This is a genomic window from Paracoccus ferrooxidans (assembly GCF_029909815.1).
Classification (GTDB): domain Bacteria; phylum Pseudomonadota; class Alphaproteobacteria; order Rhodobacterales; family Rhodobacteraceae; genus Paracoccus; species Paracoccus versutus.
Genome location: NZ_CP038198.1, coordinates 2162856 through 2185845 on the forward strand (window position 1 = coordinate 2162856; position 22990 = coordinate 2185845).

26 protein-coding genes are annotated in these 22990 nt (G+C 68.2%); 21 read left to right on the forward strand and 5 right to left on the reverse strand.

Annotated elements, in window-relative coordinates:
- Positions 1-404: 404 nt before the first annotated feature.
- From def (E3U26_RS10825) to def (E3U26_RS10835), 3 genes are all read right to left on the reverse strand, one after another.
- Positions 405-905 (reverse strand): peptide deformylase, encoded by a 501-nt coding sequence (gene def, locus E3U26_RS10825; protein WP_499104825.1) that lies wholly within the window; start codon positions 903-905, stop codon positions 405-407.
- 234 nt (positions 906-1139) lie between these two features.
- Positions 1140-1697 (reverse strand): peptide deformylase, encoded by a 558-nt coding sequence (locus E3U26_RS10830; protein WP_499104826.1) that lies wholly within the window; start codon positions 1695-1697, stop codon positions 1140-1142.
- A complete protein-coding gene (def, locus tag E3U26_RS10835; protein ID WP_114534805.1) occupies positions 1690-2211 on the reverse strand; it encodes a peptide deformylase in 522 nt (173 codons plus the stop codon). Before def (E3U26_RS10835) ends, E3U26_RS10830 begins: the two co-directional genes overlap by 8 nt.
- Before the next feature lie 91 nt (positions 2212-2302).
- Between def (E3U26_RS10835) and E3U26_RS10840 the strand changes: the two genes are divergently transcribed.
- The 5 genes from E3U26_RS10840 to E3U26_RS10860 all read left to right on the forward strand — a co-directional run bounded on the left by E3U26_RS10840 (position 2303) and on the right by E3U26_RS10860 (position 7117).
- Complete coding sequence (locus E3U26_RS10840; protein WP_499104827.1) at positions 2303-3487, forward strand: MalY/PatB family protein; 1185 nt, start codon at positions 2303-2305, stop codon at positions 3485-3487.
- Positions 3484-4134: a L,D-transpeptidase family protein gene (locus E3U26_RS10845; protein ID WP_499104829.1), complete on the forward strand. Its 651-nt coding sequence runs from the start codon at positions 3484-3486 to the stop codon at positions 4132-4134. Before E3U26_RS10840 ends, E3U26_RS10845 begins: the two co-directional genes overlap by 4 nt.
- Before the next feature lie 56 nt (positions 4135-4190).
- Positions 4191-5567: an MATE family efflux transporter gene (locus tag E3U26_RS10850; protein ID WP_499104830.1), complete on the forward strand. Its 1377-nt coding sequence runs from the start codon at positions 4191-4193 to the stop codon at positions 5565-5567.
- A 31-nt stretch (positions 5568-5598) separates the two neighbouring features.
- The gene (locus tag E3U26_RS10855) at positions 5599-5835 is read left to right on the forward strand and encodes an Lrp/AsnC ligand binding domain-containing protein (protein WP_028713408.1); all 237 of its coding nucleotides are present in this window, start codon (positions 5599-5601) and stop codon (positions 5833-5835) included.
- Positions 5836-6013: 178 nt separating this feature from the next.
- Positions 6014-7117: a pyridoxal phosphate-dependent aminotransferase gene (locus E3U26_RS10860; protein ID WP_499104831.1), complete on the forward strand. Its 1104-nt coding sequence runs from the start codon at positions 6014-6016 to the stop codon at positions 7115-7117.
- 49 nt (positions 7118-7166) lie between these two features.
- Here E3U26_RS10860 and E3U26_RS10865 read toward each other — a convergent pair whose 3' ends face one another.
- Positions 7167-7649 carry an Lrp/AsnC family transcriptional regulator gene (locus E3U26_RS10865; RefSeq protein ID WP_036760216.1) on the reverse strand — a complete coding sequence of 161 codons (483 nt, stop codon included), beginning with the start codon at positions 7647-7649 and terminating at the stop codon, positions 7167-7169.
- Between the two features lie 122 nt (positions 7650-7771).
- Between E3U26_RS10865 and E3U26_RS10870 the strand changes: the two genes are divergently transcribed.
- From E3U26_RS10870 to ggt, 8 genes are all read left to right on the forward strand, one after another.
- A complete protein-coding gene (locus E3U26_RS10870; RefSeq protein ID WP_072460978.1) occupies positions 7772-8098 on the forward strand; it encodes a DUF2849 domain-containing protein in 327 nt (108 codons plus the stop codon).
- Entirely contained in the window at positions 8091-9755 is a 1665-nt protein-coding gene (locus E3U26_RS10875; protein WP_499104833.1) for a nitrite/sulfite reductase, read from the forward strand. The genes E3U26_RS10870 and E3U26_RS10875 overlap by 8 nt, the downstream gene beginning before the upstream one ends.
- Positions 9748-10479, forward strand: coding sequence for a phosphoadenylyl-sulfate reductase (locus E3U26_RS10880; protein ID WP_036760210.1), 732 nt, complete (start codon positions 9748-9750; stop codon positions 10477-10479). The genes E3U26_RS10875 and E3U26_RS10880 overlap by 8 nt, the downstream gene beginning before the upstream one ends.
- Positions 10476-10847, forward strand: coding sequence for a DUF934 domain-containing protein (locus E3U26_RS10885; protein ID WP_036760208.1), 372 nt, complete (start codon positions 10476-10478; stop codon positions 10845-10847). Before E3U26_RS10880 ends, E3U26_RS10885 begins: the two co-directional genes overlap by 4 nt.
- Before the next feature lie 55 nt (positions 10848-10902).
- The gene (locus E3U26_RS10890) at positions 10903-11739 is read left to right on the forward strand and encodes a ferredoxin--NADP reductase (RefSeq protein WP_214273241.1); all 837 of its coding nucleotides are present in this window, start codon (positions 10903-10905) and stop codon (positions 11737-11739) included.
- 158 nt (positions 11740-11897) lie between these two features.
- Positions 11898-14453 (forward strand): type I DNA topoisomerase, encoded by a 2556-nt coding sequence (topA, locus tag E3U26_RS10895; RefSeq protein WP_499104834.1) that lies wholly within the window; start codon positions 11898-11900, stop codon positions 14451-14453.
- Between the two features lie 32 nt (positions 14454-14485).
- Positions 14486-14647, forward strand: a complete 162-nt coding sequence (locus E3U26_RS10900; RefSeq protein ID WP_166435610.1) for a hypothetical protein — start codon at positions 14486-14488, stop codon at positions 14645-14647.
- A gap of 12 nt (positions 14648-14659) precedes the next feature.
- Positions 14660-16399, forward strand: coding sequence for a gamma-glutamyltransferase (gene ggt, locus E3U26_RS10905; RefSeq protein WP_499104835.1), 1740 nt, complete (start codon positions 14660-14662; stop codon positions 16397-16399).
- Here ggt and E3U26_RS10910 read toward each other — a convergent pair.
- The gene (locus E3U26_RS10910; protein ID WP_036751410.1) at positions 16393-16743 is read right to left on the reverse strand and encodes a DUF488 domain-containing protein; all 351 of its coding nucleotides are present in this window, start codon (positions 16741-16743) and stop codon (positions 16393-16395) included. The genes ggt and E3U26_RS10910 overlap by 7 nt on opposite strands.
- A gap of 382 nt (positions 16744-17125) precedes the next feature.
- Between E3U26_RS10910 and E3U26_RS10915 the strand changes: the two genes are divergently transcribed.
- The 8 genes from E3U26_RS10915 to nuoF all read left to right on the forward strand — a co-directional run bounded on the left by E3U26_RS10915 (position 17126) and on the right by nuoF (position 22890).
- Positions 17126-17491 carry an NADH-quinone oxidoreductase subunit A gene (locus E3U26_RS10915; RefSeq protein WP_036751408.1) on the forward strand — a complete coding sequence of 122 codons (366 nt, stop codon included), beginning with the start codon at positions 17126-17128 and terminating at the stop codon, positions 17489-17491.
- Positions 17482-18015, forward strand: a complete 534-nt coding sequence (locus E3U26_RS10920; RefSeq protein ID WP_024843170.1) for a NuoB/complex I 20 kDa subunit family protein — start codon at positions 17482-17484, stop codon at positions 18013-18015. Before E3U26_RS10915 ends, E3U26_RS10920 begins: the two co-directional genes overlap by 10 nt.
- A 3-nt stretch (positions 18016-18018) precedes the next feature.
- The gene (locus E3U26_RS10925) at positions 18019-18645 is read left to right on the forward strand and encodes an NADH-quinone oxidoreductase subunit C (RefSeq protein WP_036751406.1); all 627 of its coding nucleotides are present in this window, start codon (positions 18019-18021) and stop codon (positions 18643-18645) included.
- Positions 18646-18697: 52 nt separating this feature from the next.
- The gene (locus E3U26_RS10930) at positions 18698-19936 is read left to right on the forward strand and encodes an NADH-quinone oxidoreductase subunit D (RefSeq protein WP_072460973.1); all 1239 of its coding nucleotides are present in this window, start codon (positions 18698-18700) and stop codon (positions 19934-19936) included.
- Positions 19936-20655 (forward strand): NADH-quinone oxidoreductase subunit E, encoded by a 720-nt coding sequence (gene nuoE / locus E3U26_RS10935; protein WP_499104836.1) that lies wholly within the window; start codon positions 19936-19938, stop codon positions 20653-20655. The genes E3U26_RS10930 and nuoE overlap by 1 nt, the downstream gene beginning before the upstream one ends.
- 24 nt (positions 20656-20679) lie before the next feature.
- Positions 20680-21327, forward strand: coding sequence for a helix-hairpin-helix domain-containing protein (locus E3U26_RS10940; RefSeq protein WP_499104837.1), 648 nt, complete (start codon positions 20680-20682; stop codon positions 21325-21327).
- A gap of 65 nt (positions 21328-21392) precedes the next feature.
- Positions 21393-21590 carry a DUF5337 domain-containing protein gene (locus E3U26_RS10945; protein ID WP_499104838.1) on the forward strand — a complete coding sequence of 66 codons (198 nt, stop codon included), beginning with the start codon at positions 21393-21395 and terminating at the stop codon, positions 21588-21590.
- Positions 21591-21594: 4 nt separating this feature from the next.
- Complete coding sequence (gene nuoF / locus E3U26_RS10950) at positions 21595-22890, forward strand: NADH-quinone oxidoreductase subunit NuoF (protein WP_036751396.1); 1296 nt, start codon at positions 21595-21597, stop codon at positions 22888-22890.
- Positions 22891-22990: the final 100 nt, after the last annotated feature.

Consider the following 22990-nt stretch of genomic DNA (forward strand, 5'->3'; position numbering starts at 1 on the left):
CAAGCGCGGCCGTGCCGATCTTCGCCCGCTGGATCGGCGTCGCGGCGGGAAGCTGCGCTGGAAAAGAAAATGGCGGCCGGGGTGATCCGACCGCCCCGCCTTCGACTTGCCAGGACCAATCACCAGTCAGTCGTCTCAGGCAGAATGAAATATGGGGTCAGAGAGGGGATTTCTCCATGACAGGGATCAGCCTCAGGGTCGAGCCCGATACGACCGAAGCCCAGAACCGCCTTCACCAGCTGGCGAAGCCCATGGATCAGCGCCGACCGTTCTTCGCCACCCGGAGCCGTCACCTGCGGGGGCCTGCGAGGCGTCCTCACCGTTTCCCAATATTCATGCGGCCTTGCAGGCATTCCCACGCCCGAAGCGGGGCGCAGCGGGGTGCAGCCCGCCCCACGCCTTCGTCATCGCCGCGACAGCTTGGCCGATTTCGCCACCAGCATCTTGCGGCGCAGGGGCGAGAGGTGATCGACATAGAGCCGCCCGTCCAGGTGGTCGATCTGGTGCTGCACCGAGGTCGCCCAGAGGCCGACGAAATCCCGTTCCTCGATCTCGCCCTGGGCGTTCAGGAAGCGGACGGTGACGGCGCGCGGCCGCTCGATCCGGGCCGAGACGCCGGGCAGGTTCGGGCTGGCCTCCTCATGCGGGCGCAGCTGCACGCTGGCGTGCAGCACTTCGGGATTGGCCATGCGCACCGCTTGGCCGCGCTTTTCGGATGCGTCCACCACCGCCAGCCGCTGCATGATGCCGATCTGCGGCGCGGCAAGGCCGACGCCGGGCATCGCCTCCATCGTGTCGATCATGTCGTCCCAGATCATCCGCACGGTCTCGGTGATCGCGGGGACCGGCTCGGCCGGGATGTGCAGCCGGCGGTCGGCATAGGGCAGGAAGGGGCGGACGGTCATCGGGCGGCCTTGTCAGGAATGCCCGCCCGGCTATCACGGCGGCAGGCGAAGGTAAATCCGGCCGTAAGCCGCCCGTGCCGGGCATGGGCCGGCTATCGGCGGCCGTCAGGTTCGTGCCGTCGCGCATGGCAAGCGCCAGCGGCCGGCCAGGCCCGGCGGGAAGGCACGGGATTTCGGAGAGCATGAACAGCGCCGCCCGGCGGTCTGCCCCGGCCTGGCGCCCGACGGGATGGCTCAGCGCACGCCGGAATCCTCGGGGCCTTCCAGCGCATCGAGGATCAGCCGGCCGTCCAGGTGGTCGGCCTCGTGCTGGGCGATGCGGGCCTCGATCCCGGCCAGGGTCAGGACCTGCATCGCCCCCGCCAGGTCGAAGCAGCGCATCGAGATCGTGACCGGCCGCGTCACCGCGACCGGCCGGCCGGGGATCGAAAGGCATGCCTCCTCGATCGTCTCGACCTCGCCGCCCAGGGCCAGGATCTCGGGGTCCATGACCACGCGGGGCAGGGGGGCGCCCTCCTTCCAGCCGTGGTCCATGACGAAGATGCGCCAGCCCTCGCCGATCTGCGGCGCGGCAAGGCCGCGGCCGCCGGCGTGATACATGGTCGCCAGCAGGTCGGCCGCCAGCTGCGAGACCTCGTCCCAGCCCAGCCGCCCGACCGGCGCGCAGACCCGGCGCAGCGCCGGGTCGGGGTGGATCAGGATCGGGCGGATGCGCCCCTGCGCGGCAAGCCGGGCCGGATCGGGGCCCTGGGACGCCTGCGCGGCATCCTCGCCCGACAGGGGCTCAGGCACGCGCGCGCTCGCGTTTCAGCTTGACCATCTTGCGGGTGATCATCTGCCGCTTGATCGGGCCGAGATAGTCGATGAACAGCTTGCCGTCGAGGTGGTCGATCTCGTGCTGGGCGCAGGTGGCCCAGAGCCCCTCGAAATCGCGCTCATGCGTCTTGCCGTCCAGGCCCAGCCAGCGCACCTTGACCTCGGCCGGGCGGGTCACGTCGGCATATTGCTCGGGGATTGACAGGCAGCCTTCCTCATAGGTGTTCAGTGCCTCGGAACGCCAGGTGATCTCGGGGTTGACCATGACGATGGGGTTGCGCGGCGCCTCGGGATCCTTTTCGCAATCCATGACGTAAAGCCGCGACAGCACGCCCACCTGCGGCGCGGCCAGGCCCACGCCCGGCGCGTCGTACATGGTGGCCAGCATGTCTGCGGCCAGGGTCTCGATCTCGGGGGTGATGCGGGCCACGGGCTCGCAGGGCTTCTTCAGCCGCGGATCGGGATGGAGGATGATGCTGCGCAATGTCATGCCCGTGATCTAGGGCAAGCCTTGGCCTTGCGCAACAAGCCGCTATGCTGCCCCGAACAGAAAGCGCCCGAACGGAAAACAAGGGGAAACCATGGCCCAGCCCGATTTCGACGAGATCATCGACCGCACCGGCACCCATTGCTCGAAATGGGACGACATGCAGGCGATCTACGGCGTCTCGCCCGGCGACGGGATCGCGATGTGGGTCGCGGACATGGACTTCCGTCCGCCGGCCCCGGTGCAGCGCACGGTCGAGGCGATGGCCGCGCACGGGGTCTATGGCTATCCCGGCGCCAACCCGGACTATGTCGGGGCGATCCGCTGGTGGATGGACAGCCGCCACGGCTGGCAGGTCGAGCCGGAGTGGATTCTGTCTGCGCATGGGCTGGTGAACGGCACGGCGATCTGCGTCGATGCCTTCACCCAGCCGGGCGACCGGGTGATCGTCATGACCCCGGTCTATCACGCCTTCGCCCGTGTCATCCGCGCCTCGGGCCGCGAGGTGGCCGAGTTCCCGCTGGCCCTCCAGGACGGCCAGTATCGCATGGACTGGGAGGGCTGGCAGCGCCTGCTGACCGGGCGCGAGCGGATGCTGATCCTGTGTTCGCCGCATAACCCCGGCGGAAGGGTCTGGAGCGCCGAGGAACTGCGCCAGGTCGCCGATTTCTGCGCCGCCCATGACCTGATCCTGGTCTCGGACGAAATCCACCACGACCTGGTCATGCCCGGCAGCCCGCGCCATCGCGTGCTGGCGACCGTCGCGCCCGAGGCCGCGCCGCGGCTAGTGACGCTGACCGCCGCCACCAAGACCTTCAACATCGCCGGCGCCCATATCGGCAACCTGATCGTCGCCGACGAGGGGCTGCGCAAGCGCCTGCAGGGCCGGCTGATGGCGCTGGGCATCTCGCCCGGCCTGTTCGGGCCGGGCATGGTCGCCGCCGCCTATTCGCCCGAGGGCGCGGCCTGGGTCGATGCGCTGGTGGCCTATCTGGACGGCAACCGGCGGCTGTTCGACGAGGGCGTGAACGCGATCCCCGGCATCCGCTCGATGCCCTTGCAGGCGACCTACCTGGCCTGGGTCGATTTCTCGGGCACCGGCATGGAGCGGGCCGAGTTCACCCGGCGGGTCGAGCAGGGCGCGCGTATCGCCGCCAATCACGGCGGCACCTTCGGCACGGGGGGCGAGGACTTCCTGCGCTTCAACATCGCCACGCCCCGCGCCCGCGTGGCCGAGGCGGTGGCGCGGCTGCAAGAGGCGTTCCGCGACCTGCAATGAGGCGGCTGGGCGGGATCTTCTCGGCGCTGTGCCTGGCGGCGGTCCTTGGGGGGCTGTGGCTGCTTTGGGCGCCGCAGCCCGCGCCCGTCCCGGTGCCGCAGCCGCCGGCGGCGGGCTGGCACTGGCCGGGACTGCCCGATCTGCGCCTGCCCGAGTTCCGGCTGCCGCGCATCACGCTGCCGCCGATCTTCCAACGCCCGCCCGCGCGGCCCGAGGCGCCCATCGCCTCGCCGGTCGAGCGCATCCTGGTCGAGAAATCCGCCCGCCGCATGACGGTGTATCAGGAAAGCGGCCCGCCCCGGACCTTTCGCATCGCGCTGGGCTTTTCGCCCCAGGGCGACAAGAGCCGCGAGGGCGACGGCCGTACGCCCGAGGGCATCTTTCGCATCGACCGGCTGAACCGGCAAAGCGCCTATCACCTGTCGCTGGGCATCGACTATCCACAGCCCCGCCACCGCGAGGCGGCGCGCGCCCTGGGCGTCAGCCCCGGCGGCGACATCATGATCCACGGCCAGCCGAACCAGGTGCCCGAGGGCTTTCGGGTCAAGGGCGACTGGACCGCCGGCTGCATCGCCGTCGACAATGCCGAGATCGCCGAGATCTTCGCCCATGCCCGCATCGGCACCGAGGTCGAGATCCGGCCCTGAGACGCGACCCGGCGCGACGCCTTGCCGCAGCCCTTGCCCAAGGATAAGGCAGGGGCATGACGCCCAATCGCTACGCCCCCCATCTGCGCGCGACGCTCGCGCTCGGCCTGCCGCTGGTCGGCAGCCATCTGGCCCGCATGGCCATCCATGTCGCCGATACCGTCATGGTCGGCTGGTATGGGGTCGAGGAACTGGCGGCGCTGGTCATCGCGGTGTCCTTCTTCAACATCCTGTTCTTCCTGGGCATGGGCTTCGGCATCGGCGTCATGGGGCTGATCGCCACCGCCATCGCGCGGGGCGACGAGGTCGAGGTGCGCCGCTCGGCCCGGATGGCGCTGTGGCTGTCTTTGGCCTTCGCCGTGGCGGTGGTCCCGGCCATGTGGTATTCCGAGCCGATCCTGCTGGCCATCGGGCAGGAGCCGGTGGTGGCGCGGCTGGCGCAGGACTACCTGCGCATCGCCGGCTTCGGCCTGATCGCCGTGCTGTGCCAGCTGACGCTGAACAGCTACCTGGCGGCGATGGAGCGGCCGCAGGTGGTGCTGTGGATCACGCTGGCGGGGCTGCCGCTGGTGATCGTGCTGAACTGGCTGCTGATCTTCGGCAATCTGGGCGCGCCGGAACTGGGGGTGCGCGGCGCCGCCATCGCCGCCATCGCGGTGCAGTTTTCGCAGCTTCTGGCGATCGCCGCCTATGCGGCCTGGCTGCCGGCCGCGCGCAAATACCAGCTGTTCCGGCGGTTCTGGCGCCCCGACTGGGCGGGGATGCGGGCGGTCTTCGTGCTGGGCCTGCCGATCGGGCTGACCATGGTGGCCGAGGGCGGGCTTTTCGTCGGCTCGAACGTGATGATGGGCTGGATCGGCACGCGCGAGCTGGCGGCGCACGGGATCGCGCTGCAGCTCGCCTCGCTGACCTTCATGCTGCACCTGGGCATGTCGAACGCGGCCACGGTGCGCATCGGCCAGGCCAAGGGCCGCGGCGACGCCCGCTGGATGCGCGACGCGGGGGTGACGGTGACGGCGGTCTCGGTGGTGATCGCCGCGCTGGCGGTGGCGGGTTTCGAGCTGTTCCCGCGCCAGCTGGTCGGGCTTTACCTGGACGCCTCCCACCCCGAGACCCCGGCCATCGTCGAGATCGCGGCGGGGCTGCTGTTCTATGCCGGGCTGTTCCAGCTGATGGATGCGATGCAGGTGATCGGGCTGGGGCTGCTGCGCGGGGTGCAGGACACGCGCGTGCCCATGGTGATCGCGGCGGTCAGCTATTGGCTGGTCGGCATCCCGGTGGCCTACGGGCTGGCCTTCGTCGCCGGGATCGGCCCGGCCGGCCTGTGGCTGGGGCTGGTCGCGGGCCTCAGCCTGGCCGCGGTGCTGCTGATGCGCCGCTTCTGGCGCGGGCTTGCGCGCGGGGACTGGACCCGCGAGGCGCGCGCGGTCTAGTCTGGCGCCGCAAGAGATCGAGAGGTTCGCCATGCGCCCGGTTTTCGTCCAGTTCCGTTGTTCGCCCGGCAAGACCTACGAGGTCGCCGACGCGATCTATGACCGCGAGATCGTCAGCGAGCTTTACTCGACCTCGGGCGATTACGACCTCCTGGCCAAGATCTATGTGCCCGAGGACCAGGATGTCGGTCATTACCTGTCCGAAAAGCTGTTCGACATCCCGCATATCGTGCGGACGCTGACGACGATCACCTTCAAGGCGTTCTAGCGAGTCTTGGCGTCGCCGCGCCTGCGGCACCATGGGGCTTCGCCCCGCTCGTCGCTGAAAAAGGTCCGGCGGACCTTTTTCCGGGCGCTCCTCGCCCCCCAGGATATTTGGACACGAAAGAAGCCGGCAGGCGGGCGCGCCCTTGCGCGGGGGCGGGGTTTGGGGTTTCTGTGGCGCCATGACGCGCTTTCGCTTTGCCCCCATTCCCGCCGCGCTGCCGGCGACGGTCCCCTTCACCGGCCCCGAGGCGCTGGAGCGGCGCCGCGGCGCGCCCTTTCGCGCCCGGCTGGGCGCCAACGAGAACGGCTTCGGCCCCTCGCCCCAGGCGGTGGCGGCCATGGCGCGGGCGGCGGCGGAGGTCTGGAAATACGGCGACCCCGACAGCCACGACCTGCGCCATGCTCTGGCCGCGCATCATGGCGTCGGGCCCGAGAACATCATGGTCGGCGAGGGGATCGACGGTCTCCTGGGGCTGCTCGTGCGGCTGATGGTGGCGCCGGGCGAGGTGGTGGTCAGTTCGGACGGCGCCTATCCGACCTTCAACTATCACGTGGCGGGCTTTGGCGGCCGGCTGGTCAAGGTGCCTTATCGCGACGATGCCGAAGACCCCGAGGCGCTGGCCGCGGCCGCGCATCGCCATGGCGTTCGGCTGGTCTATCTGGCGAACCCGGACAACCCGATGGGCAGCTGGCTTCCCGGCCGCCGCATCGAGGCCATGCTGGACGCCCTGCCCGAGACGAGCCTGCTGGTGCTGGACGAGGCCTATGCCGAATTCGCCCCCTCCGACGCCATCCCCCGCATCGATGCCGAGGACGGGCGGGTGATCCGGTTCCGCACCTTTTCCAAGGCCCATGCCATGGCCGGCGCGCGGATCGGCTATGCCATCGGCCCGGCGGAGCTGATCGCCGGCTTCGACCGCATCCGCAACCATTTCGGCATCGGCCGCATCGCCCAGGCCGGCGCGCTGGCCGCGCTGGAGGATCGCGGCTGGCTGGCCCATGTGCTGGCCGAGACCGCCGCCGCCCGCGCCCGCATCGCCACCATCGCGGGCGAGAACGGGCTGACGGCGCTGCCCTCGGCCACGAATTTCGTGGCGATCGATTGCGGGCGCGACGGCGCCTTCGCCCGCGCCTTGCTGGAGGGGTTGGCGCAACAGGGCATCTTCGTGCGCATGCCCGGCGCCGCCCCCCTGGATCGCTGTATCCGCGTCTCCTGCGGACCCAGGCCGGAACTCGATGCCTTTGCCGAGGCGCTGCCCAGGGTTCTCAGGGTGCTGGCCTGATCGTTTCTCCGTTGTGCAAATACCCCTGCGGCCGTGCCGTCTGCGCGGGTCAGTCCAGGGGTAGCGCCGTCGTAGCCTTCAGCTCTTCCATCGACAAAAGCGCCGTGACGTTGTGGATCCTCACCTCGGAAATCAGCGCCTGGTAGAAGCGGTCATAGGCCCGCGCATTGCGCACCCGCACCTTCAGGATATAGTCGATGTCGCCGGCCAGCCGGTGCGCCTCGATCACCTCGGGGCGGGCGCGCACCGCGGCCAGGAAGCGGCGCGCCCATTCCGGGTCGTGTTCGCTGGTGCGGATGAGCACGAAGAAGCAGGCGTCGAGCCCCAGCGCATCGGGGTCGAGCAGGGCCACCTGGCCGCGGATCACCCCCGCCTCGCGCAGCTTGCGAATCCGGTTCCAGACCGGGGTCTTCGAGGCCCCCACCCGCGCCGCGATGTCGTCGAGCGACAGCGTGGCGTCCTCTTGCAGCAGGGACAGGATTTTGCGGTCGGTGTCGTCGAGCCGGATGGGAGTTTGCCTGTTGTCGCTCATCGTGAAACCTGGTCCTTGCTGTGCCGCTGACATGCGGAGATGTTTCTTATTTTTTCGCCCCACTCGTCAATATGGGGGATTTTTTTCTATATAGATGCCAGAGGAAACGAAAGGCAAAGGCCATGTCCAAAGGCTTCACCCCATCCCCCGCGACCCCCGGCGTCATCACCGCGAATGACCTGCGCATGGGCCATTGCGTGTGGATGCGTGACGGCAAGTGGACCGCGGACCCGCGCGAGGCCGAGCTGTTCGAGGACGAGGCCATCGCCGAGCTGGCGCTGCTCGACGCGACCTCTCAGGCCCATCTCGTCGTCGGCCCCTATCTGGTCGAAGCGAAGCGTGGGGCCGACGGCCGCCCCGAGCCGGCCCATTTCCGCGAGGCGTTCCGCCGCAGCGGCCCCACCCATCGCCATTTCAAGCAAGCCGAGTTCGAGGCCAGCAATGTTTGACGCACGTCCCCAGCACAACGACCAGCATCGCGAATACCTGCGCCACCGCACCCAGCAGTTCCGCCGCCAGGTCGAGCGCCGCCTGGACGGCAGCCTGACCGAAGAGGAATTCCGGCCGCTGCGGCTGAAGAACGGCGTCTACCTGCAACTGCATTCCTACATGTACCGGGTGGCGATCCCCTATGGCGCGCTGACCCCGGACCAGATGCGCATGCTGGGCCATGTGGCCGAGCGCTGGGACCGCGGCTATGGCCATTTCACCACCCGCACCAATATCCAGTTCCACTGGCACAAGCTGGTCGACATCCCCGATTCCATGGAGGCGCTGAACTCGGTCGGCATCCACAGCATCCAGACCTCGGGCAACACCATCCGCAACGTCAATGCCGACGCCTTTGCCGGCGCCGCCGCCGACGAGCTGGAGGATCCGCGCCCCTGGGCCGAGCTGATCCGCATCTGGTCCACCGACCATGCCGAATTCCAGTTCCTGCCGCGCAAGTTCAAGATCTCGGTCTCGGCCGGCAAGCAGGACCGCTCGGCGGTCTCGGCCTATGACATCGGGCTGCGCATCGTCGAGCGGGACGGCGCGCGCGGCTTCCAGGTCTGGGTCGGCGGCGGGCTGGGCCGCACGCCCTACCTGGGCCAGGTGATCCGCGAATTCCTGCCGCAGGCCGACCTGCTGCCCTATCTGGAGGCGATCCTGTCGGTCTACAACCTGACCGGGCGGCGCGACAACAAGTGGAAGGCACGGATCAAGATCACCGTGAACGAGCGCGGTCTTGACGTGTTCCGCGCCGATGTCGAGGAAGAGTTCAAGCACCGCCGCCAGCAGTTCTCGGGGCTGGACCAGGAGATCCTGAACGACCTGCGCGCCCAGTTCGCGCCGCCGGAATTTCTCGACGCCCCGGTCGAGGGCTATGAGGCGGCGCGGGCGGCGAACGGCGCCTTCCGGTCCTGGACCGACACCAACCTGCATCCGCACCGCATTCCGGGCTATGCCAGCGTCATCGTCACGCTGAAGGCGCCGGGTGCCACGCCGGGCGACATGAGCGCCGAGCAGATGCGGCTGGTGGCCGACCTGGCCGAGCGGCTGGCCCATGGCGACATCCGGGTGAACCACGACCAGAACCTGGTCCTGCCCCATGTGCGCAAGGCCGACCTGCCCGAGATCTACGAGGCGCTGCGCGCGGTCGGGCTGGCCACGGCGAATTTCGGCAAGATCACCGACATCATCTCTTGCCCCGGCATGGACTACTGCACCCTGGCCACCGCGCGCTCGATCCCGATCGCGCAGGACATCGCCGCGCATTTCCGCGCCCGCGGCCTGGAGGACGAGATCGGCGAGATGAAGATCCGCATCTCGGGCTGCATCAACGCCTGCGGCCATCACCACCTGGGCCATATCGGCATCCTGGGCCTGGACCGGGCGGGGGTCGAGAACTACCAGATCACGCTGGGCGGCGACGGCTACGAGACCCCGACGCTGGGCCAGCGCGCCGGTGCCGGCTTCCCGGCCGACGAGGTGGTGCCGGCCATCGACCGGCTGGTCGACGCCTATCTGGAACTGCGCGAATCGCCCGAGGAACGCTTCATCGACGCCTATCGCCGTCTGGGGGTGGCTCCGTTCAAGGCGGCGCTGTATCCGGCCGATGCTTGATCAGACGCTGGATGCCCGCGCCGCGCGGCTGAACGACCGCTATCGCCATCACGCCGCGACCGAGGTGCTGCGGCGTGCGCTGCGCGACCCTGACCTGGGCTCGACCACGCTGGTCTCGTCTTTCGGGGCGGAATCGGTGGTGCTGTTGCACATGGTCTCGGTGGTGGCGCCGGGGACGCCGGTGCTGTTCATCGACACGATGATGCTGTTCCAGGAGACGCTGGACTATCAGCTTGAGGTGACGGAAAGGCTGAAGCTGACCGATGTGCGGGTGATCCGCGCCACCGAGCGCGAGGTGGCGCTGAACGACCCGGACGGGACGCTGCACCAGTTCAACACCGACGCCTGCTGCGATTTCCGCAAGACCGTGCCGCTGGAACGCGAGTTGGCAAGGTTCGATGCCTGGATCACCGGCCGCAAGCGCTTCCAGGGCGGCGAGCGCCAGCAGCTGGAGTTCTTCGAATCCGAGCCGCCGTCGCGGCTGCGCATCAACCCGCTGGCCCATTGGCGTCCGCAGGACGTCCAGGACTACATGGCCGAGAACAACCTGCCGCGTCACCCGCTGGTCGCCAGGGGCTATGCCTCGATCGGCTGCGCGCCCTGCACCTCGCCGGTCAAGCCCGGCGAAGACCCGCGCGCCGGCCGCTGGCGGGGCAGCCAGAAGACCGAATGCGGCATCCATTTCATCGGCGGGCGCATGGTCCGCACAGGAGCGAAGGCATGAGCGATTTCTTTCTGGTCCGCGATGACGGCTTCCACCCCCATGACGGAGCCGAGCCCGTCACCCTGGCGCCCGATACGAAGCCGGCCGATCTCGAGGCCTATCTGGCACATGACCTGATCGCCATCGACTTCCCGGCCATGACCGACGGACGCGGCTTTTCGCTGGCCCGCCTCCTGCGCCAGAAGGGCTACAAGGGCCGGCTGCGCGCGGTCGGCAAGCTGATCTCGGACCAATATGCCATGGCCCGCCGCGTCGGCTTCGACGAGGTGCAGATCCCCGCCGCCCTGGCCGAGCGCCAGCCGCAGGACCAATGGCTCTATCGCGCCGATTGGCGCGACTGGGACCATCGGTCGCGGCTCGCCGGCTGAAACCTGGGGTTTCGCCCCGCCCTCCCATGCATTAGATAGACCGGGAATCCCGAACATGACACTGGATCTTTCCGTGGACCTTGCCGCCAAACCCGCCAAGACGTTGCCCGACGCCCAGACCGTGACCTCGGTCAGGCACTGGACGGACCGGCTGTTCTCGTTCCGGGTGACGCGGCCGGCCAGCCTGCGCTTCCGTTCGGGCGAATTCGTGATGATCGGCCTGCCGGACGATAACGGCAAGCCGATCCTGCGCGCCTATTCCATCGCCTCGCCCAACTGGGACGAGGAGCTGGAGTTCTATTCGATCAAGGTGCCGGACGGGCCGCTGACCTCGCGGCTGCAGAACATCCAGCCGGGCGACCAGATCATCCTGCGCCCCAAGCCCGTGGGCACGCTGGTGCTGGACGCGCTCCTGCCCGGCAAGCGCATGTGGTTCCTGGCCACCGGGACCGGCATCGCGCCCTTCGCCAGCCTGATGCGCGACCCCGAGACCTATGAGCGCTACGAGCAGGTGGTGATGATGCATACCTGCCGCACCGCCGACGAGCTGGCCTATGGCCGCGAACTGGTCGAGAACCTGAAGCGCGACCCGCTGTTGGGCGAGCTTTACGGCGAGGAATTCGCCAGCCGGCTGCTGTATTACCCGACGACGACGCGGGAAGAGACGCAATACATGGGCCGGATCACCGACAACCTGACCTCGGGCAAGGTGTTCCGGGATCTGAACCTGCCGCCGATGGATGCGGCAAATGACCGCGCCATGATCTGCGGCAGCCTGGCCTTCAACACCGATGTCAAGGCGGTGCTGGAAGGGTTCGGCCTGCGCGAGGGCGCGAACAGCGATCCCAAGGAGTTCGTGGTCGAGAAGGCCTTCGTGGGCGACGGCATCTGAGCGTCGCGCGGGGGGCTTTGCCCCCCACGCCTCAGGCGCCCCCCGATGGGGCGCATGAGGCGTTCCCCCCAGGATATTTGGACACGGAAGAAGCCCGGCGTTGACAGTTCGCCGGGCGATGCCCATGTTCCGGCGCCGAATCAAGCGAAGGAATCTTCATGCCCGTCGTCGTCGTTGAATCTCCGGCCAAGGCCAAAACGATCAACAAATACCTGGGCGACGACTATACGGTTCTGGCCTCGTTCGGGCATGTGCGCGACCTGCCGCCCAAGGATGGCAGCGTCGATCCCGAGGCGGATTTCGCCATGAAATGGGAAGTCGCCGCGGAATCGAAAAAGCACGTCAAGGCGATCCGGGACGCGCTGGCCTCGGACCCGAACCTGATCCTGGCCACCGACCCCGACCGCGAAGGCGAGGCGATTTCCTGGCACCTGCTGGAAACGCTGGCGCCGGCCCTGAGGAAGGGCGCCGAGGTCAGCCGCGTCACCTTCAACGCCATCACCAAATCCGCCGTGACCGAGGCCATGGCGCGGCCGCGCCAGATCGACCAGCCGCTGGTCGATGCCTATCTGGCGCGCCGGGCGCTGGACTATCTGGTCGGCTTCAACCTGTCGCCGGTCCTGTGGCGCAAGCTGCCGGGCGCCAAGTCGGCGGGCCGGGTGCAATCGGTCGCCTTGCGCATCATCGTCGACCGCGAGATGGAGATCGAGGCCTTCAGGCCGCGCGAATACTGGTCGGTCCATGCCCGGCTGGCGACGCCGCGCGGCGACGAATACGACGCGGCGATGACCGTCTTCGGCGGCAAGAAGCTGGAACGCTTCGACATCGCCACCGAGGAGCAGGCGCAGCTGGCCGTGGCCGCCATCGCCTCGCGCGATCTCAGGGTCGCCAGCGTCGCCGCCAAGCCGGCGAGCCGCAATCCCTGGCCGCCCTTCATGACCTCGACCCTGCAGCAGGAGGCCAGCCGCAAGCTGGGCCTTGGCGCGCGGGCCTGCATGTCGGCGGCGCAGCGCCTCTACGAGGCCGGGCACATCACCTATATGCGGACCGACGGCATCGACATGGCGCCCGAGGCGGTGATGGCGGCGCGCGACGCGATTAAGGCGCGCTTCGGGGCGGAATATCTGCCGAAATCGCCGCGCATGTACAAGAACAAGGCCAAGAATGCGCAGGAGGCGCATGAATGCATCCGGCCGACCGACATGATGCTGTCGCCCGACAGGCTGCCGGTTTCGGACAAGGACCAGAAGGCGCTTTACGACCTGATCTGGAAGCGGACGCTCGCCAGCCAGATGGAATCGGCGCGCATGGAGCGCACCACGGTCGAGATCGCCTCGGCCGACGGCCAGGTCGGCCTGCGTGCCAACGGCCAGGTGATGCTGTTCGACGGTTTCCTGCGGGTCTATGACCAGGGCCGCGACGACGAGGAGGACGAGGACAGCCGCCGCCTGCCGCTGATTCACGAGGGCGAGGCGGCCGAGAAGCGCGCGGTCACGCCCGAGCAGCATTTCACCCAGGCCCCCCCGCGCTATACCGAGGCCACGCTGGTCAAGCGTATGGAAGAGCTGGGGATCGGCCGTCCCTCGACCTATGCCTCGATCATCGGCACGATCCAGGACCGCGACTATGTCCGCAAGGAGCAGAACCGCCTGATCCCCGAGGACAAGGGCCGGCTGGTCACGATCTTCCTGCAGAAATACTTCCCGCGCTACGTCAGCTACGACTTCACCGCCAATCTCGAGGGGGAGCTCGACGACATCTCCTCGGGTGAGCGCGCCTATCGCGAGGTGCTGCGCCGTTTCTGGCGGGATTTCACCGCCGCGCTGGAGGGCACGTCCGAGCTGCGCATCACCGAGGTGCTGGAGGCGATCGACGAGGCGCTGGCGCCGCATCTCTACCCGCCGCGTCCCGACGGCTCGGACCCGCGCGAATGCCCGCTCTGCCACAAGGGGCGGCTGCATCTGAAGACGGCGCGTTCGGGCGGGGCCTTCATCGGCTGCACGAACTATCCCGATTGCCGCTTTACCCGTCCGATCAGCTCGCCGGATGCCGAGGTGGTGGGCGACACCGTGCTTGGCGTGGACAATGGCGACCAGATCAGCCTGAAGAACGGCCGCTTCGGGCCTTACGTCCAGCGCGGCGAGGCCACGGCCGAACAGCCGAAGCCGCCGCGTGCCTCGATCCCCAAGGGCTGGGACCTGGCCTCGGTCGATCTGGAACGGGCGCTGGCGCTGCTGGCCCTGCCGCGCGAGATCGGCCCGCATCCCGAGGACGGCGTGCCGGTCGAGGCCGGGATCGGCCGTTATGGCCCCTATGTGAAGCATGGCGCGAAATACGCCAACCTGTCGGAGGTGGACGAGGTCTTCACCATCGGCATGAACCGCGCGGTCGAGGTGCTGGCCTCGAAGCAGGTGCGGGGCAGGGCGGCTGCCGCCGCGCCGCTGGCGGAACTGGGCGAGCATCCCGAGGGCGGGCCGGTGCAGGTGATGAGCGGCCGCTATGGCCCCTATGTCAAATGGGGCAAGGTCAATGCGACGCTGCCCCGCGACCTGGAGCCCGGCGCGGTCACGCTGGAGTGCGCGCTGGAGTTGATTGCCGAGAAGGCCGCGAAATCCGGCAAGAAGCCGGCGAAGAAGGCTGCCGCGAAAAAGCCCGCCGAAAAGAAGACCGCTGCCAGGAAGCCGGCTGCGGCCAAGGCGAAGAAGGCCGGCTAAGACGCCCGGCTGCGCAGTTGCGTCCTGGGTATTTGAGCAACGAAGAAGCGGCGATTGCGCTGGAAATCGGGCGCTGCTCGGGTCTTCTCTGTTCTTCAAATACCCATGACGCGAGCGGGACGCTGGCGCAGCGCCGCGGTTTTCGCTTTTTGATCCGCGCCGTTCTGCTGCTAGGCTCGACCCGCAAGGGTTGAGCGGAGGGCGCCATGAAGGATCGAATCGTCGGAATGGGCCGTGCGGCGGCCATCGTGCTGGCGGGCTCTCTCGGGCTGCCTGTCGCGGCGCAGGAGGCTGCGATCTTCGATGCCATGGACCGGATCCATCCGGTCTGGGCGGAAAGCGGCATGGTCTCGGCGCAGGAGCGGCTGGCGGCCGAGATCGGCCGCGACATCATGGCCAGGGGCGGCAATGCGGTCGATGCGGGCGTGGCGGTGGCATTCGCGCTGGCCGTCACCCTGCCGCGCGCCGGCAATATCGGCGGGGGCGGCTTCATGCTGGTCCATGACGCCGAAACCGGCCAGACCCATGCCATCGACTATCGCGAGATGGCGCCGCAGGGCGCCTCGCGCGACATGTTCCTGGACGCGGCGGGCGAGGCCGACAGCGAGAAGTCGCTTTACAGCGGCGCTGCCTCGGGCGTGCCGGGGACGGTGGCGGGGATGAAGCTGGCGCTGGACCGATACGGCAGCATGGGCTGGGCCGAGGTGATCGCCCCGGCGATCCGGCTGGCCGAGGAGGGCATCACCGTCACCCCGGAGCTTGCCGACAGCATCGCGGCCGAGCGCGATCATCTGGAGAAGTTCTCCTCGAGCGCCGCCATCTTCTTCAAGGAGGGCGGCGCGGCCTATCGGCCCGGCGACCGGCTGGTGCAGGCCGACCTGGCGGCGACGCTGAAGAAGATCGCCGCCGAGGGGCCGGACGGCTTCTACAAGGGCGAGGTGGCCGAGGCCATCGCCCGCGCGGTGCAGGAGGCGGGCGGGCTGATCACGGTCGAGGACATGGCCGCCTACAAGCCCGTGGAGCGCGAGCCGGTGCGGGGCAGCTATCGCGGCCATGAGGTGGTCTCGATGCCGCCGCCCTCCTCGGGCGGGGTGCATCTGATCCAGATCCTGAACGCGCTCGAGGGCTATCCGATCGGCGCGCTGGGGCAGAATTCTGGCGAGACCATCCACCTGATGGCCGAGGCGATGAAGCTGGCCTATGCCGACCGCTCGGAATACCTGGGCGACCCGGATTTCGTCGACGTGCCGGTCGCGGCGCTGACCAGCAAGGATTATGCGGTCGAGATGCGGCGCAGGATCAGCGCCGATTTCGCCACGCCTTCGGTGATGATCAAGCCGGCGGACCTCGCGCCCTACGAATCCGACCAGACCACGCATTTTTCGGTGGTGGACAAGCAGGGCAATGCGGTCTCGAACACCTATACCATCAACCTGAACTATGGCTCGGGGCTGGTGGCGGGGGGCACGGGCGTGCTGATGAACAACGAGATGGACGATTTCTCGGCCAAGCCCGGCGTGCCCAACGCCTTCGGCCTGGTCGGCGGCGACGCCAACGCGGTCGAGCCGGGCAAGCGGCCGCTGTCGTCGATGACGCCGACCATGGTGCTGAAGGACGGCAAGGTCTGGCTTGTCACCGGCTCGCCCGGCGGGGCGCGGATCATCACCACGGTCCTGCAGGTGGTCATGAACATGATCGACCACGGCATGAACGTGGCCGAGGCCTCGACCGCGCCGCGCGTCCATCACCAATGGCTGCCCGACGAGCTGCGGCTGGAGGAGGGGATCAGCCTCGACACCATCCGCATCCTGCAGGGCAAGGGCCCCAGCGTCGCGGTCAAGGAGGCGATGGGCTCGACCCAGTCGATCCTGCGCGACCCGCGGACGGGCACGCTTTACGGCGCCTCGGACCCGCGCCGGCCGGATGCGGCGACGCTGGGCTACTGAGCCAGGTAGTCGCGCAGGGCGACGGCGTTGTTGTGCTCGGTGTCCCTGGCGCCGTAGAGCAGCGTCACCGGGCCCTTGCGGATCAGCTGGCGCAGCTCGCGCAGAGGTTCGGGATTGGCGTCCAGTTCCGCGGCATAGCGGCGGCGGAACTCGGGCCATTTCTTCGGGTCGTGGTCGAACCAGTGGCGAAGGTCGTCCGAAGGGGCGATGTCCTTCAGCCACAGATCGGCCCCCAGCGTCTCGCGGCTGATCCCGCGCGGCCAGATGCGGTCCACCAGCACCTTGCGCCCCTCGTCCTGCGAGGGGGGCGGGTCATAGGCGCGGCGAAGGAAGATGTCGGTCATGGCAAGCCTCTTTCCAAGGGAAATTCCCCGATGGCCCGCCGGGTTCCCTGTGCCTGGCCGGGTTTTCGGCGACGGTGCGGCGGGCCGCAGGGGCCGGACCGGGCCGGTCGCGGGTGCGGGTGGGTGCGGGGTTGCCGGCGCGAGTCGGCCCTGCGGGCGGGGCCGAGGGGGTTCGGGCTCGCATCGGCAGGAAAAACCGACTAAAATACCCCGTGATCCGGCGCCGGGGGCGCGCGGTTTTGTCGCGTTGCAGGTGCCGCAAAGCCGGCCTGACGCTGGGTGGCACCGTTGACCATATCCGCGACCGGGGATAAACGGACCTTAGCCAAACCCATCGCGGGACGCCAGTCGGGTTCCTGCGAGCGAAAGGGAGCCCAACCCAGTGGAATACCTGCTGCAAGAATACCTGCCGATCCTGGTTTTTCTGGGAATGGCCTCGGCGCTTGCCATCGTGCTGATTCTGGCGGCCGCGGTCATCGCCGTGCGCAACCCGGACCCGGAGAAGGTCAGCGCCTATGAATGCGGCTTCAACGCTTTCGACGACGCGCGGATGAAGTTCGACGTGCGCTTCTACCTGGTGTCGATCCTGTTCATCATCTTCGACCTGGAAGTCGCTTTCCTGTTCCCCTGGGCGGTCAGCTTTGCCAGCCTGTCGGACGTGGCCTTCTGGGGCATGATGCTGTTCCTGGGCGTCCTGACCGTGGGTTTTGCCTATGAATGGAAGAAGGGGGCGCTGGAATGGGCGTGATGACCGGCCTGAACACCGCAGGCGCCGACCGTGACGTCGCCACGGCCGAGCTGAACCGCGAGCTGCAGGACAAGGGCTTCCTGCTGACCACGACCGAGGACATCATCAACTGGGCGCGCAACGGCAGCCTGCACTGGATGACCTTCGGCTTGGCCTGCTGCGCGGTCGAGATGATGCAGACCTCGATGCCGCGCTATGACCTGGAACGCTTCGGCACCGCGCCGCGCGCCAGCCCGCGGCAGTCGGACCTGATGATCGTCGCGGGCACCCTGACCAACAAGATGGCGCCGGCGCTGCGCAAGGTCTATGACCAGATGCCTGAGCCGCGCTATGTCATCTCGATGGGCAGCTGCGCCAACGGCGGCGGCTACTATCACTATTCCTATTCGGTGGTGCGCGGCTGCGACCGCATCGTGCCGGTGGACATCTACGTTCCCGGCTGCCCCCCGACCGCCGAGGCGCTGCTCTACGGCATCCTGCAACTCCAGCGCCGCATCCGGCGCACCGGCACGCTGGTGAGGTGAGCCATGTCCGAAGCCCTCTCTGACGCCGCCCTGCTGGAACTGGCCGAGCATATCGCGCTGCGCCGCGAGAACGACGTGATCTCGACCCAGGTCGCCTTTGGCGAGCTGACGGTGAACGCGACGCTCTCGGGCGTGATCGGCCTGATCGAGTTCCTGCGCAACGATCCGAACTGCCGCTTTTCCACGCTGATCGACATCACCGCGGTGGACAACCCGGCGCGGCCGGCGCGCTTCGACGTGGTCTATCACCTGCTGTCGATGTATCAGAACCAGCGCATCCGGGTGAAGGTCCAAGTGCGCGAGGACGAGCTGGTGCCCAGCCTGACCGGCGTCTTTCCCGGCGCCAACTGGTATGAGCGCGAGGTCTTCGACCTGTTCGGCATCCTGTTCTCGGGCCATGCCGACCTGCGCCGCATCCTGACCGACTACGGCTTCCGCGGCCATCCGCTGCGCAAGGACTTCCCGACGACCGGCTATACCGAGGTGCGCTGGAGCGACATCGAGAAGCGGGTGGTCTACGAGCCGGTGAACCTGGTTCAGGAATACCGCCAGTTCGACTTCCTGTCCCCCTGGGAGGGCGCGAAATACGTGCTTCCGGGCGACGAGAAGGCGCCGGAGGCGAAGAAGTGACCGCAGCCGCGCAGCCTGCCTGCGCGCCACGCATCGGATTTGAGGGCTGACCATGGACGGCGACATCCGCAAGAACAGCTATGACGACGGCTCGATGGACGCCCTGACCGGCGAGCAGAGCATCCGCAACTTCAACATCAACTTCGGCCCCCAGCACCCGGCCGCCCACGGCGTGCTGCGCATGGTGCTGGAACTGGACGGCGAGATCGTCGAGCGCGCCGACCCGCATATCGGCCTGCTTCACCGCGGCACCGAGAAGCTGATGGAGAGCCGCACCTATCTGCAGAACCTGCCCTATCTGGACCGGCTGGACTATGTGGCGCCGATGAACCAGGAACATGCCTGGTGCCTGGCGATCGAGCGGCTGACCGGCACCACGATTCCGCGCCGCGCCAGCCTGATCCGGGTGCTCTACTCGGAAATCGGCCGCATCCTGAACCACCTGATGGGCATCACCACCGGCGCCATGGACGTGGGCGCGCTGACCCCGCCGCTCTGGGGCTTCGAGGCGCGGGAAGAGTTGATGATCTTCTACGAGCGCGCCTGCGGGGCGCGGCTGCACGCGGCCTATTTCCGGCCCGGCGGCGTGCATCAGGATCTGCCGCCCGACCTTCTGGACGACATCGAGGAATGGTGCGAGCGCTTCCCCAGGCTGGTCGACGACCTCGACACCCTGCTGACGGAAAACCGCATCTTCAAGCAGCGCCTGGTCGACATCGGCATCGTGACCGAGGACGACGCGCTGGACTGGGGCTATAGCGGCGTCATGGTGCGCGGCTCGGGCCTGGCCTGGGATCTGCGGCGGTCGCAGCCCTATGAATGCTATGACGAATTCGACTTCCAGATCCCGGTCGGCAAGAACGGCGACTGCTACGACCGCTATCTGTGCCGCATGGCCGAGATGCGCGAATCCTGCAAGATCATGCAGCAGGCGGTCCGCAAGCTGCGCGCCGAGCCCGCGGGGGACGTGCTGGCCCGCGGCAAGCTGACGCCCCCCAGGCGCACCGAGATGAAGCGTGACATGGAAAGCCTGATCCATCACTTCAAGCTTTACACCGAGGGCTTCCGGGTCCCGGCCGGCGAGGTCTATGCCGCCGTCGAGGCGCCCAAGGGCGAGTTCGGCGTCTACATCGTCGCCGACGGCACCAACAAGCCCTGGCGCGCCAAGCTGCGTGCGCCCGGCTTCGCGCATCTCCAGTCGATCGACTGGATGTCGCGCGGCCACATGCTGGCCGACGTCCCGGCGATCATCGCCACGCTCGACATCGTTTTCGGAGAGGTTGACCGCTGATGCTGCGCCGTCTGTCCCCCATCCAGCCGGACTCGTTCGAGTTCACGCCCGCCAACCTGGACTGGGCCCGCGCCCAGATGACCAAATACCCGGAAGGCCGCCAGCAATCGGCGATCATCCCGGTCCTGTGGCGCGCCCAGGAACAGGAAGGCTGGCTGAGCCGCCCGGCCATCGAATATTGCGCCGACCTGCTCGGGATGCCCTATATCCGGGCGCTCGAGGTCGCGACCTTCTATTTCATGTTCCAGCTCCAGCCGGTGGGTTCGGTCGCGCATATCCAGATCTGCGGCACCACCACCTGCATGATCTGCGGCGCCGAGGACCTGATCCGGGTCTGCAAGGAAAAGATCGCGGCCGAGCCGCATGCGCTGTCGGCCGACGGCCGCTTTTCCTGGGAAGAGGTCGAATGCCTGGGCGCCTGCACCAATGCGCCCATGGCCCAGATCGGCAAGGATTTCTACGAGGACCTGACGGCCGAGAAACTGTCGGCGCTGATCGACCGCTTCTCGGCGGGCGAGGTGCCGGTGCCGGGTCCGCAGAACGGCCGCTTCTCGGCCGAGGCCCTGGGCGGCCTGACCGCGCTGGCCGATCTCAAGGGCGGCGAGGCGCATAACGCCAGCGTCGCGCGGGCGCTGCGGCTGGGCGACACGATCAAGCGCATCGACGGGACCGAGGTGCCGATCACGACGCCTTGGCTGGCGGCGCAGAACGGCGTCTGATCGAAAGGGGGCGGGCTGGTCGCGATGGAACGGGCAGAGTGCAACAGGAACTGCTGGATCTCGGCGGCAATCGCCGGGGTGGTGGTGCTGCTGTTCACCGCCGGCATCGGCGACCTGCACTGGCTGGCCGGGCTGTTCCTGGGCGTCGTGACCTTAGTGCTGTTCGGGGCGCTGATGGTCTGGCTGGTCTGCCACGAGCGGCCCGAACTGTTCGAGGACGGCCCCGGCCTGACCGGCACCGACTGGCAGCGCGCCGCGGTGGACCGCCAGCCCGAGACGCTGCTGGTCAGCGGCTCGCTGGGGCCCGAGCCCTTCACCTCGGGCACGCAGATGCCCATCGTCGCGGGGACCATGCCCTCTTCGGAGCCGCCGTCCGTAGTCGCGCCCGCAGCCGTGCCTGCAGCCGCCGCCAAGCCCGTGCCGGGCGCCGACGACCTGCAGCGGATCAAGGGGATCGGCCCCAAGATCTCGGACTGGCTGAACGCGCAGGGCGTGACGCGCTATGACCAGATCGCCGCCTGGGATGCCGCAACCGTCGCCGATTTCGCGCAGCGGCTGGGCCGGATGGGCGGGCGGATTGAGGCCGACGACTGGGTCGGCCAGGCGAAATTGCTGGCGGCGGGGGGCGAGACCGGCCATTCCCGCCGCATCGACAAGGGCGGGGCCGCGTGATGGCCCGCCCGGCAGGACATGCGGCGTCGCAGGCGGATAGGGCCGCCGCGGCGGATGCCCGGCAGATGCGTCTGGTGGCGGTGGTGATCGCCGTCACCATGGCGCTGTGGCTGGGGGTGCAATGGCTGGGGGGCCAGCAGGACTGGCCCGCGAAATATGCCTTTCTCGCCGATCTTGCGGCGATGGGGGCCTTGATCTGGTCGCTTTTGGTGACCTTTCGGATCTGGCGGCGGCGCAAGGCGTCCTCGCAGGGACAAGGATAAGACGATGCTGAACGATCAGGACCGGATCTTTACGAACCTCTACGGCATGGGCGACCGCAGCCTGGCCGGCGCCCGCAAGCGCGGCCATTGGGACGGCACCGCCGCGATCATCCAGCGCGGCCGCGACAAGATCGTCGACGAGATGAAGGCCTCGGGCCTGCGCGGGCGGGGCGGGGCGGGCTTCCCCACCGGCATGAAATGGTCCTTCATGCCCAAGGAATCCGACGGCCGCCCGTCCTATCTGGTCATCAACGCCGACGAATCCGAGCCCGCGACCTGCAAGGACCGCGAGATCATGCGCCACGATCCGCATACGCTGATCGAGGGCGCGCTGATCGCCAGCTTCGCCATGGGCGCGCACGCCGCCTATATCTATATCCGCGGCGAGTTCATCCGCGAGCGCGAGGCGCTGCAAGCCGCCATCGACGAATGCTATGACGCGGGCCTTCTGGGCCGGAATGCGGCCCAGTCGGGCTGGGATTTCGACCTCTACCTGCATCACGGCGCCGGCGCCTATATCTGCGGCGAGGAAACCGCGCTGCTGGAATCGCTGGAAGGCAAGAAGGGCATGCCGCGCATGAAGCCGCCCTTCCCGGCCGGCGCGGGCCTCTATGGCTGCCCGACCACGGTGAACAACGTCGAATCCATCGCCGTGGTGCCCACCATCCTGCGCCGCGGCCCGGAATGGTTCGCAAGCTTCGGCCGCCCGAACAACGCGGGCGTGAAGCTTTTCGGCCTGACCGGCCATGTCAACACCCCCTGCGTGGTCGAAGAGGCCATGTCGATCCCCATGCGCGAGCTGATCGAGAAGCATGGCGGCGGCATCCGCGGCGGCTGGAAGAACCTCAAGGCGGTGATCCCCGGCGGCGCCTCCTGCCCGGTGCTGACGGCCGAGCAATGCGAAAACGCCATCATGGATTATGACGGCATGCGCGAGCTGCGCTCGTCCTTCGGCACGGCCTGCATGATCGTCATGGACCAGTCCACCGATGTGGTGAAGGCGATCTGGCGGCTGTCCAAGTTCTTCAAGCACGAAAGCTGCGGCCAATGCACCCCCTGCCGCGAGGGCACCGGCTGGATGATGCGGGTGATGGAGCGCCTGGTGCGCGGCGATGCCGAGATCGAAGAGATCGACATGCTCTTCGACGTCTCCAAGCAGGTCGAGGGCCACACCATCTGCGCGCTCGGCGATGCGGCCGCCTGGCCGATCCAGGGCCTGATCCGCAATTTCCGCGAAGAGATCGAGGACCGGATCAAGGCCAAGCGCAGCGGCCGCATGGGCGCGATGGCGGCGGAGTAGGCGACGATGGCGACCGGCCCCCTCATCCCGGCATGGCGGCCCCCCCAGGGGGAAAGCCCGCGCCTGCGCGCGCGCCGGTGGGGCCGGATCACGGCGCCCT